14 protein-coding genes are annotated in these 14,289 nt (G+C 60.0%); 6 read left to right on the top strand and 8 right to left on the bottom strand.

The features are described from left to right. Window positions 1–190: 190 nt before the first annotated feature. Window positions 191–619, bottom strand: coding sequence for an HIT family protein (locus RQ593_RS09340; RefSeq protein ID WP_311450471.1), 429 nt, complete (start codon window positions 617–619; stop codon window positions 191–193). 53 nt (window positions 620–672) lie between these two features. Further along, the gene (locus tag RQ593_RS09335; protein WP_311450470.1) at window positions 673–1,350 is read right to left on the bottom strand and encodes an MBL fold metallo-hydrolase; all 678 of its coding nucleotides are present in this window, start codon (window positions 1,348–1,350) and stop codon (window positions 673–675) included. Window positions 1,351–1,507: 157 nt separating this feature from the next. On the opposite strand from RQ593_RS09335, the gene RQ593_RS09330 reads away from it, so the two are divergent. Continuing rightward, window positions 1,508–1,972, top strand: coding sequence for a Fur family transcriptional regulator (locus RQ593_RS09330; RefSeq protein WP_298593895.1), 465 nt, complete (start codon window positions 1,508–1,510; stop codon window positions 1,970–1,972). A 282-nt stretch (window positions 1,973–2,254) separates the two neighbouring features. On the opposite strand, the gene RQ593_RS09325 is transcribed toward RQ593_RS09330, so the two are convergent. The 6 genes from RQ593_RS09325 to RQ593_RS09300 form a co-directional block, all read right to left on the bottom strand. Next, on the bottom strand, window positions 2,255–3,175 hold the full coding sequence (locus RQ593_RS09325; protein WP_311450469.1) for a metal ABC transporter permease: 921 nt from the start codon (window positions 3,173–3,175) through the stop codon (window positions 2,255–2,257). Next, complete coding sequence (locus RQ593_RS09320; protein ID WP_311450468.1) at window positions 3,172–4,071, bottom strand: metal ABC transporter ATP-binding protein; 900 nt, start codon at window positions 4,069–4,071, stop codon at window positions 3,172–3,174. Before RQ593_RS09320 ends, RQ593_RS09325 begins: the two co-directional genes overlap by 4 nt. Further along, window positions 4,072–5,076, bottom strand: coding sequence for a metal ABC transporter solute-binding protein, Zn/Mn family (locus RQ593_RS09315; protein ID WP_311450467.1), 1,005 nt, complete (start codon window positions 5,074–5,076; stop codon window positions 4,072–4,074). A gap of 365 nt (window positions 5,077–5,441) precedes the next feature. Then, window positions 5,442–6,524: a hemolysin family protein gene (locus RQ593_RS09310; protein WP_311450466.1), complete on the bottom strand. Its 1,083-nt coding sequence runs from the start codon at window positions 6,522–6,524 to the stop codon at window positions 5,442–5,444. Further along, window positions 6,521–7,855: a hemolysin family protein gene (locus tag RQ593_RS09305; RefSeq protein WP_311450465.1), complete on the bottom strand. Its 1,335-nt coding sequence runs from the start codon at window positions 7,853–7,855 to the stop codon at window positions 6,521–6,523. The genes RQ593_RS09310 and RQ593_RS09305 overlap by 4 nt, the downstream gene beginning before the upstream one ends. Beyond that, on the bottom strand, window positions 7,846–8,046 hold the full coding sequence (locus RQ593_RS09300; protein WP_303949787.1) for a hypothetical protein: 201 nt from the start codon (window positions 8,044–8,046) through the stop codon (window positions 7,846–7,848). The genes RQ593_RS09305 and RQ593_RS09300 overlap by 10 nt, the downstream gene beginning before the upstream one ends. A gap of 411 nt (window positions 8,047–8,457) precedes the next feature. Here RQ593_RS09300 and RQ593_RS09295 point away from each other — a divergent pair, with 411 nt between their 5' ends. From RQ593_RS09295 to RQ593_RS09280, 5 genes are all read left to right on the top strand, one after another. After that, a complete protein-coding gene (locus tag RQ593_RS09295; protein ID WP_311450464.1) occupies window positions 8,458–12,135 on the top strand; it encodes a multifunctional oxoglutarate decarboxylase/oxoglutarate dehydrogenase thiamine pyrophosphate-binding subunit/dihydrolipoyllysine-residue succinyltransferase subunit in 3,678 nt (1,225 codons plus the stop codon). A gap of 220 nt (window positions 12,136–12,355) precedes the next feature. Next, window positions 12,356–12,955 carry a GDSL-type esterase/lipase family protein gene (locus tag RQ593_RS09290; protein ID WP_005505446.1) on the top strand — a complete coding sequence of 200 codons (600 nt, stop codon included), beginning with the start codon at window positions 12,356–12,358 and terminating at the stop codon, window positions 12,953–12,955. Between the two features lie 231 nt (window positions 12,956–13,186). Then, entirely contained in the window at window positions 13,187–13,261 is a 75-nt protein-coding gene (locus RQ593_RS09480) for a 50S ribosomal protein bL37 (RefSeq protein WP_095343185.1), read from the top strand. Between the two features lie 200 nt (window positions 13,262–13,461). Further along, window positions 13,462–14,103 (top strand): sigma-70 family RNA polymerase sigma factor, encoded by a 642-nt coding sequence (locus RQ593_RS09285; RefSeq protein WP_004005002.1) that lies wholly within the window; start codon window positions 13,462–13,464, stop codon window positions 14,101–14,103. Window positions 14,104–14,139: 36 nt separating this feature from the next. Next, window positions 14,140–14,289, top strand: a 150-nt coding sequence (locus tag RQ593_RS09280; RefSeq protein WP_311450472.1) for a zf-HC2 domain-containing protein, incomplete at its 3' end; no start/stop codon positions are given.

The raw sequence follows: 14,289 nt of genomic DNA, 5'->3' as shown, positions 1-14,289 counted from the left end.
CCTCCGCGAAACTTTACACAGGGGGCCGGGGGGAGGGGATTCCCAGGGCTGAAAAGGTGGGGGGGTATCGTTTTCCCCCCCCCCCCCAGCGGGATATAGCAACGGGATATAGCTAGCAACGAGGGAGCCGCCCTCTACAGATCTGTAGAGGGCGGCTCCTTCGCGTTGATACGCGCGCTACAAACGGCGCCTACGCCTCGGGCACGAACTCTCCGTGGCCGCGCTCGCGCAGGGCGGCACGCACCTTCCCAGCGGCCGCGTCCAGCTCTTCGGCGGTTGCGTCCTTCTTCGCGTTAGCGGGATCGTATTCAGCCATGCCGTCAGCCGGGAACAGGTGGATGTGGGTGTGCGGAACGTCGAAGCCCGCAATCATCAGAGCCACACGGTCCTTATCAAAGGCCTGGTCCAGGGCACCAGAAATCTTGTGCGCCACAGCGAACAGGTGCGCTGCCAGCTCAGCCGGCAGGTCGGGCCAGCGGTCAATCTCCGCGCGGGGAACGAGCAGCAGGTGACCTTCCGACAGGGGCATGATGTCCATGAACGCCACGCACTGGTCATCCTTCCAGACGAAGCGACCGGGAATCTCGCCGTCAATAATCTTGGTAAAAATCGTGCTCACAATACTCTCCTTCATGCGCCGTCATCGGCGCGGTTGAAGCTCAACGGTCAGGCTTACGCCTCAACCTCAATGCTCTCACCGGGGTTCAGGTGCTTCAGCTCAGTGCCGTACTTCGCGCTGAAGTTCGTCACCAGGCCCTCAATAATGCCGGTGCCGTTCTGGTTAATCATGCCGTTGTGAATCGGAACCACACGCTGAGCGCCGGTCGCAATCACAAAATCGATGACTTCCTGAACCTTCGACCAGGGCGCGTGAATCGGCACCAGAACAGTATTCGCACGCACGCGGTGAGGAACCACCAGCGAATCGCCGGGGTGGTACACGGCATCGTTAATCAGATAGCCAACATTGGCGATGGTCTGAATCAGCGGGTGAATCAGGGCGTGCTGACCACCAAAGGTCTTCACCTCAAAACCGGGGATGCTGAACTCAGAATCAGCGGAAACAACAGTGACCTCGGCGGCGGGCACAGCCTCCTTAATGACCTGGGCAACAGCCTCGGGAGCCCAAATCTTCAGCGGGGTCTGCGACTCGGCGCGCTGAGCAATCAGCGGCAGCACCGACGGGCCATCAAAATGATCCGGATGCGCATGGGTCACGAACAGGTAATCAGCGCCTTCCAGCGCGGTGGCATGCTCGCCTTCAGCGGCAAAGTTACCGGGGTCAAGAACGAGGGTGCGCCCCTCATTCTCAAGGCGGATACATGAGTGGGTGTACTTCGTCATCTTCATAGTTTTAGTCTACCGCGAACCTCCGCACCCGCCCCGAGGCGGCTTCAACTTTTGAGATAAGCCGCAAATCAACCACCTTTTGAACGCCTCTAGTGTAAAGTCGTAAGACAAGATCGACCACACAATGGGGCGGATCTCCACCCCGAAAGGTTCAGCAATGGACACTCATATTCCCGTACGGAGAATTACGAAGCCCGCCGAAGCCCGAAATACCCGCCAGCGTCGCATCATCAAGGCGACCATGGAAGAGCTCGGCGATTTCATCTCAGCACAGGATCTGCACCTGACCCTCGCGAACCGCAAGGAACAGGTCTCTCTCGCAACCACCTACCGCGTGCTGCAGTCGCTGGCTAACGCCGGTGAGCTGGACTCGGTCAAGGGTATTGAGGGTGAGACCCTGTACCGCCACTGCCGGGTGAAAGATCACCACCACCACCTGCTCTGCCGCCGATGCGGCACCGCCATTGAGCTGGAAGCACCCGCCCTTGAGGACTGGGCACTAGCCATGGGCAAGCAGCACGGCTTCTCGGAGCTGGAGCACGTGGTTGAAGTGACCGGTTACTGCCCGGACTGCACTTTGGCACGTCGCGAGGAAGAATCGCAGGGCGGCACTGCACGCTAACGCTACACGCTAACATTGCAGGCTAAGCCGCAACCCCTAAGCCCCTCATTCTGAGGAGCTATCCCCCATTCAGGAGGAAAACCTTCTCACTGAAGGATACGGCGCTTTCAAAGATCTTTGACGCCACCACAGCACGACACACAGGGCATCTGGACAGGGCTACACAACCCCACGCAGACTAAGCCCACGCCGCACCGGGACATCCCCCTTCACCGCGGCACCTATGCACGACAACGAAAGAGCCCCACCTCATTCCCGAGGTGGGGCTCTTTCTTATAGTTCCTACGCCTTCTCAGTCAGCTGGCGGCCCGACGCGCTATGGCGACGCTTCACGCCACCAATTACACGGCACACCACATAAATCAGGAAGGAAATACTGGTCACGTAGGGGCTAATCGGCAGCGAACCGGCAAGAGCCAGCAGAATACCACCCACAATGGACGCCTCCGCAAACAGCACCGACAGGATCAGCGTGCGCACCGGAGAAGCCGTCACCTGCATCGCCGCAGCCGCCGGAGTAATCAGCAGCGCCAGCACCAGCAGCGAACCGACCACCTGCACCGACAGCGCCACAGCAATACCCAGAATCACCATGAACACCAGGGATAGGAAGCGCATCGGCACGCCCTTAGCGCGCGCAACCTCCGGGTCCAGGGAGGCGAAACTCAGCGGACGCCACACCATCACCAGCAGGGAAATAATAACCACCGCACCAATAATCATGGTGTGCAGCTGGTCGGCATCCACAGACACGATCTGACCGGTCAGCAGACCGAACTTATTCGCGCTACGACCCTGGTACAGGGAAAGGAAAAGAATACCTAGACCCAGGCCGAACGGCATGAGCGCACCAATGACCGAGTTCGAATTGCTCGCTTTAGAACCCAGAAAGGCAATCAGCAGAGCCGAGGCAATCGAACCAACCATGGAGCCGGTCACCACGTCATAGCCGAGCAGCAACGCCAGGGCGGCACCTGCAAAAGACATTTCAGAGATGCCGTGCACCGCGAAGGCGTGGTCGCGCATCATCACGAAAATGCCGACGAAACCACCAATAAGGCCCAGCACGGCGCCAGCAAAAATGGAGTTCTGCAGCATGTGCAGCAGCTCGCCGTAGCGGTCAAAAACGAAGATGCGGGACAGCAAATCATTCTGCGCGGCGGCAACCGGAGCCAGGGCGGGAAGGGAAGCAAGAATGGTCATCGAGTGGTTCCTCCCGGAAGGTGTAGGGTGCGCTGCGTCTCGGACGGGCCAGACTTCAGGTGGGATCCGTGAACGTTCTGGTCGGTGCCCTCAATATGGCAGTGGTCGCTGGCGTGGGTCTCGCCCACCACCACGTAGCGGCCGTTGGACTTGAGCACGCTCACCGGGGTTCCATACAGGGAGGTGAGGGTCTCGCTCGTCATGACCTCTTCCACCGAGCCGACCGTGAACCTGCCGTTCGCCAGGTAGAGCACACGATCCACATGCTCAATAATGGGGTTGATTTCGTGGGTCACGAACACCACCGCCACGCCGCGTTCACGGTTGAACCGGTGAATCAGCTCAGCCACCGCGTACTGGTGGTTGAGATCCAGGGAGAGGAGCGCCTCATCGGCCAGCAGAATCTTTGGGTCGTTCGCGAGCGCCTGGGCAATGCGTAGGCGCTGCTGCTCACCGCCGGAGAGCAGGCCCACCGGGACGTTCGCGTACTCGGTCGCGCCGACGGCTTCGAGGAGTTCGTCGACCTTGGCGCGGTATTTGCGGCCGTGCAGGCGGATGCCCCAGCGATGCCCGTCTACGCCCAGTCCCACGAGGTCGCGGGCGCGCATCGGGGTGGAGGTGGGGATGGACTTCTGCTGCGGCACGTAGCCGACGCCGGCGTTGCCCAGGCGTGCGGGTTTGCCGAGCACCGAAATCTCGCCGGCGTTGAGTCCGGTCAGGCCGAGAACGACCTTCAGGAAGGTGGACTTGCCGGAGCCGTTGGGTCCGAGCACGGCGAAGTACTCGCCAGCGCCGATGTCGAGGGTTAGATCTTTCCAGAGGGTGCGGGCCCCGAAAGCGAGGCTACCCCCGCGAATGGAAATCGCGGGGGTGGCACCGTTATTGTTGTCAGTCACTTAGGAGAGCGCCTTTTCGAGGTTGCTGACGTTGGTCTTCATCCATGCCAGGTAGTTGGTGTTCTCGGGCAGGGTTTCGGTGAAGGATACGTAGTTCACCGAGGCGTCCTTAGCTGCCTGCAGCACCTCATTGGTCTGGGAGGTGGAGGTCTGCTCGTTGTAGGCGAGCAGCTGGACCTTCTTCTCGGTGACCATGTCCTTGGTTTCCTTCAGGACGAGGGCGGGAACGTCGTTACCGGCTTCGGCTGCTTCAGCGAATTCGCTGGGGGTTGCGTTCTCTGCACCGGTGGAGGAAATCAGGTAGTCCGGCACGGGCTCGGTGGACAGGTACTTCTTGCCCTCGCCGGCGATTGCCTTAGCGGTGGTGTCCAGTGCGTCCAGTTCCTTGGAGAAGGTGGATGCGTTGGTGCGGAATGCCTCAGCGTGTGCGGAGTCGAGGCCTGCGAGCTCTTCAGCAATCTGCTGGGCGACCTTCTTCATGGTTTCGAAGTCGTACCACAGGTGCTCGTTGAACTCGTGTGCGTGGGCGTGGTCGCCGCCGTCTTCGTGGTGTTCGCCGCCGCGGTGGTCCTCGACCAGGTGGGTGTATTCGGCGTCGGTGAGCTTGCCGCTGACCTTGACCGCGTTCACGATCTTCTGGGAGGTGTTGTCCTTGCCGGCGAGGTCTTCGAGGAACAGGTCGTAGCCTGCGCCGTTGATGACGATCAGGGATGCGTCCTTCGCCTTGAGGCGGTCAGCGCTGGTGGCCTCGTAGGAGTGGGGGTCGGTGCTGGTGGAGGCAATCAGCGCGGTCACCTCAACGTAGTCGCCGCCGACCTGCTTGGCGATGTCTGCGTAGACGTCGGTGGAGGCGACAACCTTCACCTTGCCGTTGGAGCCAGCCGAGGAGGACGAACCGGAGGAGGTCTTGTTCTCGGTTGCGCAGCCTGCCAGCAGCAGGGAGGACGCGGCGAGTGAGCCCATTGCGGTGAGGAAGTGCTTGCGGGTGATCTTCGGGTGCGACATGAGGGCTCTCTTTCGGTTTCGTTCTAGTCTGTAGGTTTCTTAACTACATCATGCGCACACCCGTATAAACAACTCTTTATTGGTGTCATTTGGGTACTGTTAGGCAACCCTTTTCCCTGTCAGTAGCTTATGCAACAGGGATAGTTAGCTCAGCCTACTGCGCTCCCCCACCGCTACTTTATACTGCCGCTTCATCCCGCCGTCTGAGAGTGCCCCTTGGGTGCATCCATAAGCCGTTTTTGACCGCAAAACAGCCAGCCCCGCGCTCTCCTTGACGAGGGCACCGGGCGGGCTGTGTGTTCAAGATTCTCCCGTTTTATTCGGGATATCTCACGATGCGGCTACTGGGCTTATTACTGGGCTTATTACTGGGCTTCGCGCGCCTGCTGTCGGCGTACACGCTCACGCACCGCGTCCTGGGTGGTGTCGTTGATTTCGCCGACGAGCTCCTCCAGCACGTCTTCGAGGAAGACCACACCGAGGGTGGTGCCGTGCTCATCCATAACCTGCGCGATATGGGTTCGGCTACGCTGCATGGAGGCGAGCGCATCGTCAATATCGGTGGTCGGGGTGAGCGTGTCCAGGGAACGCAGCTTGTACCAGGGGAAGGGCTCCTCGAACCGCTCGGGGGCGATGGCGAGGGCGTCCTTCACGTGCAGGTAGCCCATGTAGGTTCCGTCGCTGTCGGTAATGACGAAGCGGGAGTAGCCGCTGCGTGCCACGGCACGTTCCAGTTCGGCGGGGGTGCTGCCGAAGGGCAGGGTGACGAGCTTATCGCCGGGCACCATGATTTCGTAGACGTCCTTCTCGGTGAATTCAAGGGCGCTTTCAATCACGCCGGCGTCGTCCTCCACGGTGCCTTCCGCGGTTGAGGTTGCCACGATGGTCTGCAGCTCGCCCAGGGTGAAGGTGGAGGCGACTTCGTCCTTCGCATCGACTTTCATGAGCGCCAGCAGCTTATTGGACAGGTTGTTCAGCAGGGCGACTACGGGGGCGAAGATCTTGGAGAAGGTCACCAGGGTCGGCACGATCCAGAGAGCCACACCGCGGGCGGCGAGGGTCACGGCGGCGTTCTTGGGAACCATCTCGCCGAAGATCACGTGCAGGTAGGTGACCAGGATCAGGGTGATGCCGAAGGCGATTACGTCCACGATCGCATGGGGCAGGCCGACCAGGTGCAGGGGCACCTCCAGCATGTGGTGCAGTGCCGGTTCTGAGACGTTCAGAATCAGCAGCGAGCAGATGGTGATGCCCAGCTGGCAGGTGGCGAGCATGAGCGAGACATTCTCTAGCGCGTAGATAACGGTCTGCGCTCGCTTGTTGCCTTCTTCGGCGAGCGGGTCGATTTGTGCTCGTCGGGTGGACATGATGGCGAATTCACCGGCGACGAAGAAGGCGTTACCGGCGAGCAGAATGACGAGCAGTGCGATGGCTACCCAGTCGTTCATGCGCGGCCTCCCTTCTCGGTCTGTTCCTGTGCGCTAGGTGCGGGGGTGAATCGGATGCGGTCCACGCGGCGGCCTTCGAGGGTGTCCACGCGCAGGGTGCCGCAGGATACGGGGACGCTGTCGCCTACTTCGGGGATGCGGCCGAGCCGTTCCATCATGAAGCCGCCGACGGTTTCGTATTCGGGGCTTTCCTCAACCTCGAGTCCGGGGATGAGCGCGTTGATTTCGTCGGGTCGGCGCAGGCCGGAGAACACCCAGTCGCCGTTGCCGTAGCGTAGGGGGCGTTCGGTGCGGCCGCGGTCGTGTTCGTCGGAGACTTCGCCGACGATTTCTTCGACGAGGTCTTCGAGGGTTGCGATGCCTGCGGTTCCACCGTATTCATCGAGGACCACGGCGAGCTGCAGGGCACCCTGGCGCAGCTGGGTGAGCAGCGCGTCCAGGTGCAGGGTTTCGGGGACCTGCAGCACGTCTTCTGCGAGAGCTCCGGCTTCGAGGGTTTCACGAACCTCAGGGGGCACGCCGACTGCCTTCTTCACGTGCACGACACCCACGATGTTGTCGTGGTCGCCCTTGTAGAGCGGGAATCGGGAGTGGCCGGTGGAGCGTGCCAATTTGATGACTTCGGCAACGGGGGCGGTGTCTTCGAGCATGGCGACCTGTCCACGCGGGGTCATCACTTCGGAGGCGGTCAGCTCGGAGAAGCGTAGAGTGCGGTCCACGAAGCGTGCCGCATCGGAGTCGAGGGTGCCTTCTTCTGCGGAGCGGCGCACCATGGAGGAGAGCTCCTCGGGGGTGCGTGCCGCGGAGAGTTCTTCTTTGGCTTCCATACCGAAGCGTCCGAGAATCCAGTTGGCGGAGCCGTTCATGACGCGCACAAGCGGGGACATGATGCGGGTGAAGGCGAGCTGCGCGGGGGCAACTCGGCGTGCCACGTCGTAGGGTTCGGCAATGGCGAGGCCCTTGGGGAGCAACTCACCGACGACCATAGAGAGCAGGGTTGCGATGAGCATCGCTAGCACCAGGGTGAGCACGTCGGTCACGCTGGTGGGCAGTCCCATGCTGTTGATGGCGCCGGTGGTGAGCGCCTTGATGGCGGAATCGAGGGTGTAACCGGTCAGCAGCGTGGTGATGGTGATGCCAATCTGGCAGCTGGAGAGCTGGGTGGAGAGCGTCTTGAGGCAGCGCAGGACAGCGTCGGCGGCTTTATCGCCGGAGTCCTTTGCCTGCTGTACGGTGGCGGTTTCGAGCGCCACGAGGGAGAACTCTACGGCAACGAAGAAGCCCGTTCCCAGGATGAGGAGTAGGCCGATGAGCAGGAGGATTAGATCCACTCAGCCACCGCCTCCATCGACTGGTGTGCGGCGACTCGGTTCTGGTGAAGCACCACCGCGCGGGAGGTGTCCAGATGCTGGGCACTCGAAAGCGGGTTGTTTTCACGGGTAGCTGCACGGAACATCACGGTACGGAGCGCCGAGTATTCGGGCAGTATTCTGCGTTGACTAGTATTCGGGGTCTTACTCAAAGGGTCATCCATACCCAATATTTTAGCGAAGGTTTCGCCCTTATCCCCCGTCTTAGGGCGCCCGCTCACAGGCACACGCGTGAGCCGCGCGCACCCTCAATACCGTTTGAACCGCGTACAGTGAAAAATTGCATTGCGGATATGGCGCGATGAGCTGGAAAGTTCACCGTGCTTCTCTTTACACTTATACATAGGAGCATGAGTGTGCCGCCATGCAAGCGGATGAACCCCGACGTTCACGGCACGCTAGGCAGGTTTGTACGGTGCACACCCCGCACATACGGCCACCATCTTAGGCGATGCGCACATGCTCAGCGTGATGATTCGCCCCTCGAAGACGCGGGTCGTCTATGCCGGGGAGAGTCCCGGACGCGACGGATAAATTCACACTAATTGGAAGAGGCGTTTAACGTGCCCAATCTGCCAGAACATCTGGTGCCTGAGGAATTTGCCGGTAACGAATGGTTCGTTGAAGAACAGTACGAGCGTTACCAGAAGGACAAGAACCTCGTGGACCCTTCATGGTGGCCCATTTTTGAGACCATCGACAAGGCGCTGGGAGGCGCCGGTACCGCTAGTGCAGCTCCTGCTGCGGCACCCGCCGCACCGGCTGCACCTGCCGCACCTGTAGCAACTCCCGCCCCCGCGGCACCGAAGCCTGCGGCTGCGCCTGCTAACCCCACCCCTCCCGCTGCTACCAAGAAGGCTGAACCTGTGGAACCTGTTGAAGACAAGATTGTCCCCCTCCGCGGCCCTGCTAAGGCAGTTGTCACGACCATGGAAGAGTCGCTGACTGTCCCCACCGCAACCACCGTTCGTGCGGTCCCCGCAAAGCTGCTCATTGAGAACCGTGCTGCCATCAACAAGTACCTGGCAAGCACCCGCGGCGGCAAGGTCTCCTTCACCCACATCATTGGTTACGCTGTGATTCGCGCAGTGGCAGCGATGCCTTCGATGAACGTGACCTACGGTGTGGACGAGAAGGGCAAGCCCGTTGCAATCCACAACGCACACGTGAACTTTGGTCTGGCTATTGACCTGCCCCGCCCCGATGGTTCCCGTAACCTGGTCGTTCCGAACCTCAAGGGTGCTGAGCAGCTGAGCTTCCGCGAGTTCTGGGATGCGTACAACGACATCGTTAAGCGTGGCCGTAACGGCGCGCTAACCATTGAGGACTTCCGCGGCACCACTGTTTCGCTGACCAACCCCGGTGGTATCGGTACCGTCCACTCGGTGCCCCGCCTCTCCAAGGGCCAGGCAGCCATCATCGGTGTGGGTGCACTGGAGTACCCGGCTGAGTTCCGCGGCCTGTCCGAGAAGCTCATCACCCAGCAGGGCCTGTCCAAGATCATCACCCTGACCAGCACCTACGACCACCGCGTCATTCAGGGTGCAGGTTCCGGTGAGTTCCTGAAGCTGGTTGAGCACTACCTGCTCGGTGGCGACGACTTCTACGACGCTATCTTCCGCGACCTGAAGGTTCCTTTCGAGCCGGTTCGTTGGGCACGCGACAACCACGTCGATGACGCTCACGAAATTTCCAAGGTTGCACGTATTCAGCAGCTGATTCACGCGTACCGCGTGCACGGCCACCTGACCGCAGCAACCAACCCCGTTGGCTACAAGATGCGTTCGCACCCGGACCTGAAGCTGGAGAACTACGGTCTGACCCTGTGGGACCTGGACCGTGTCTACCCGACCGGTGGCTTCGGCGGTTCCGAGCGTCTGCCGCTGCGCACCATCCTGGAGCGCCTGCACGAGGCATACTCCGGTTCCCTGTCCGTTGAGTACATGTACTCTGAGGACCCCGAGGTTCGCGCATGGTTCCAGGAGCGCCTGGAGCGCGGCGTCGCTAAGCCCACCCGCGAGGAGCAGCTGCGTGTTCTCTCCAAGCTGGTTGAGGCTGAGGCATTCGAGAACTTCCTGCAGACCAAGTACCTGGGTCAGAAGCGCTTCTCCCTGGAGGGCGGCGAGTCCCTGATTCCGCTGCTGGACGCTGTCCTGGACAAGGCCGCTAACAACGACCTGAAGGGCGTTGCCATTGGTATGGCACACCGCGGCCGCCTGAACGTGCTGACCAACATTGCTGGTAAGTCCTACGCTCAGATTTTCCGTGAGTTCTCCGGCACCGCAGCACCCTACGAGGGTGGCTCCGGTGACGTGAAGTACCACCTCGGTACCGAGGGTGTCTTCACCTCCGATTCCGGTAAGCAGACCCAGGTGTACGTGGCTGCTAACCCCTCGCACCTTGAGGCTGCAAACACCGTGCTCGAGGGTATCGTCCGCGCTAAGCAGGACGTCTACCGCGAGCAGGGCGTTGAGGGCCACCCGGTCCTGCCGATTCTGATTCACGGTGACGCAGCGTTCGCTGGCCAGGGTATCGTCATGGAGACCCTGCAGATGGCTGACCTGAAGGCGTACACCACCGGCGGCACCGTGCACGTTGTGGTGAACAACCAGATTGGCTTCACCACCCTGCCGAACGACGGCCGCACCGCAACCCACGCCTCCGACATTGCGCGTATGACCAAGGCTCCGGTCTTCCACGTCAACGCTGATGACCCGGATGCAGTGGTTCGCGCCGCACGCCTGGCATTCGAGTACCGTGAGCGTTTCGGTCGCGACGTTGTCATTGACCTGATTTGCTACCGCCGCCGCGGTCACAACGAGGCTGACGATCCGTCGATGACCCAGCCGAAGATGTACCAGGATATTGATGTCCTGCCCTCGACCCGCACCCTGTACGCACAGGATCTGGTCGGTCGCGGCGATGTCTCTCAGGAGGAGGCAGACGAAGTTCTGGACTCCTACCACTCGAAGCTGGACGCTATCTTCGTCGAGACTCAGTCTTCGGCACCGGCTCCTGCTGGCGCGCACGTTTCCGGTCTGGAACTGCCTGCTGCTCAGCAGAACACCGAGGTCGTTCACGGCGGTAAGACTGCAATCTCCCGTGAGACTCTGCAGCACATCGCTGATGCGTTCGGTAAGGCTCCTGAGGGCTTCACCGTCCACAAGAAGCTGAAGAAGCTCATGGAGCAGCGCGTTGAGATGGGCCGCACCGGCAACGTGAACTGGGGTATGGGTGAACTGCTCGCCTTCGGTTCGTTGCTGATGGAGGGCACTGACGTTCGTATGAGCGGTCAGGATGTTCAGCGCGGTACCTTCGTTCAGCGTCACGCTGTTCTGCACGACCACATCACTGATGAAGAGTGGTCGCCGCTGGAGCACCTCTCTGAGAACCAGGGCAAGTTCCGTATCTACAACTCCTTCCTCTCTGAGTACGGCGTTCTCGGCTTCGAGTACGGCTACTCGGTGGAGCGCCCCGACTCGCTCGTGGTGTGGGAGGCTCAGTTCGGTGACTTCGCGAACGGCGCTCAGACCATCATTGACGAGTTCGTGTCCTCCTCCGAGCAGAAGTGGGGCCAGCGTTCCTCGCTGGTTATGCTGCTTCCTCACGGCTACGAGGGTCAGGGTCCTGACCACTCCTCGGCTCGTGTTGAGCGTTACCTGCAGCTGTGCGCTGAGAACAACATGACTGTTGCATGCCCCTCGACCCCGGCTTCGCACTTCCACCTGCTGCGCCGCCACGCTCAGCACCGTCCGTACAAGCCGCTCGTGGTGATTACCCCCAAGCAGCTGCTGCGTCTGAAGGCTGCTTCGTCCTCCGTCGAGGACTTCACCGAGGGTTCGTTCCAGCCGGTGATTGGCGATCGTTCGGGCATCAACCCGGCTCAGGTTGAGCGTCTGGTCTTCGTGTCCGGCCGTCTCTACTACGATCTGGAAGCAGAGCGCGAGCGCCGCGGCGACACCAAGACCGCTATTGTCTCGGTGGAGCAGCTGTACCCGCTGCCCGAGAGCGAGATCAAGGAGCAGCTGGCTCTGTACTCGAACGCTACCGACGTTGTGTGGGCTCAGGATGAGCCTGCTAACCAGGGTCAGTGGCCGTTCATGGCTCTGAACCTGCAGCCGCTGATCGACCGCCGTATGCGTCTTGCGTCCCGCCCCGCAGCTGCTTCCCCGGCTGCTGGTACCGGTAAGTTGCACGCCGCTGAGGCTGAGGCTCTGCTCAAGCAGGTCTTCGAAGGCTAAGGGCTTCTACGGCTAAACTGCTAAGGTTTTAGCTCTTCACAACCCGTCTTCCCGTCAGATGTTTCTGGTGGGCAGACGGGTTTTTTAGTCTCGGATGCTTGCCGAAGAGGGTATTAAGTTCGAAAAGAGGCTCAAGAGCGCTTATCCTAGATATGAAGACTATTACTCACGTGCCTTGCCGCCTCTCACGGCGGGCGCATCCTGCTGAAGAAAGAATTCCGTGGAGCAACGCAATATTCGAATTGTGGCAGTCGGCGATGACCTGCTCGCCGGTGTTGGCGACCCCCGTACCCTGGGCTGGTTTGGTCGCGTTATGGCGCGCACCCCGCAGACCACTGCATCCATTGCGGCATATAACCTTGCCGCCCCCAATGAAGGTAGCGAGCAGCTGAATGCACGCTGGTTCGAGGAGGCGCGCCGCCGCTTCGTTCCCGGTGCTGATAACCGCCTCATTATTGCTCCGTCGACCTTTGACATTGATTTGGGTCTGACTAGCGCTCGTTCGCGTTTGAACCTAGCGAACATTGTGGACATGGCGTCGCAGAACAACATTAAGGTTCTGGTTGTTGGCCCGCCGCCGACCCTGGACGCTGAGCGTAACCGCCGTATCGCTGACCTGTCGGCGGCGTATGCGGATGTGGTGACCCGCCGTAACCACGTGTACGTGGATACGTTCAACCCGCTGCTTCACCACGAGCAGTGGCGCAACGATCTTGCTGCGAATGATGGTCGTCCGGGTCAGTCCGGTTATGGTCTGATGGCGTGGCTGGTTCTGCACCGCGGCTGGTACAACTGGCTGAACATTCCTGAGCACGGCTAAGAGCCTGCTCCCCCGGGGCGGGACTGTGAGTTGATGCGAAGAAAGTTCGTGTTTTTTAGCTCATATCCCGGTTCCAAGATGCAATCATGCCGTTTCTATGAAAAAATAGACGGCGTTGCCCTTATAGCGTGGAGCACCGGTTTTCGGTGACCGCCTCTGCTAGGGCAGGTAATAGGGAGCGCGCACCGCGAAGGTGGGGCGTGCATCCATGAACACTATAAGGAGGCTCTGATGAGCAAGCGCGGTCGTAAGCGCAAGGACCGTCGTAAGGGCGGCGCAAACCACGGTAAGCGCCCCAACGCATAAGGTATCTTGCTATACGTAAGCCCCGGTGGTCTTTCACCGGGGTTTTGCTTTATCGAATTATCTGGCCTTTCAGCTAATGATCGTACTGCGGATACCGGGAATAATTCATTCGAGCGAGCCGTTACATTCCCCGAAGCCTCACACGAAGGTATGCTGTACACAGGCCCCCAAAAGTCATTACGCGACAGAAAAGAGCACCTATGAGCGAGTCCAACGCCGCAGAAGCGACGGCGACTCTCACACCTCGTGAATTACGTGAGCGCTTCACTGCAGATGCCATGCAATACGTCGATCAGCTTTATGCCGCTGCCTTACGCATGAGCAGGAATTCGGCAGACGCCGAAGACCTCGTTCAAGAGACGTATACGAAAGCCTTTGCCTCTTTTCACCAGTACAGGCAAGGTACCAATCTCAAGGCGTGGCTGTACCGTATTCTGACCAATACGTACATTAATCTGTACCGTAAACGCCAGCGAGAGCCACAGCAGGCACATACGGAATCCGTCGAAGACTGGCAGTTAGCCCAAGCGGGCGCTCATGATGCTTCAGGGCTACGCTCAGCCGAGATGGAGGCTCTGGATGCGCTCCCGGACACCGAAGTACGGCAGGCTCTCGCTTCACTCACCGAAGACTTCCGCATGGTGGTGTACTACTCCGACGTCGAGGGGTTCTCATATAAAGAGATCGCCGAGATTATGGATATTCCATTAGGAACGGTCATGTCGCGGCTGCACCGCGGACGCCGCATTCTGCGCGAAAAATTACTGGATTATGCTCGCGAAAATGGTTTACGCCCTTCGACTATCGCAAAGGTCGAAGCAAAAGCGGCGAAGAAGAAATAGGCTCAGTTTTATAAACTCGGAAGAAAGGAGTCTGCTATGGAAGAGCAAACACCCGAGAATAGCACGGCACTTACCGAAGATTGTGGCGGCAACCCCTGTTCCACAACACTCAAAAACCTTTATGAATATCTTGATGGTGCTCTCACCGCTGAGGAAATACAAGAAATTCAGAGGCATCTTGATGCT

This window comes from uncultured Rothia sp. (assembly GCF_963507905.1).
Lineage (GTDB): Bacteria > Actinomycetota > Actinomycetes > Actinomycetales > Micrococcaceae > Rothia.
This window is presented reverse-complemented; position numbering and strand designations above follow the sequence as displayed.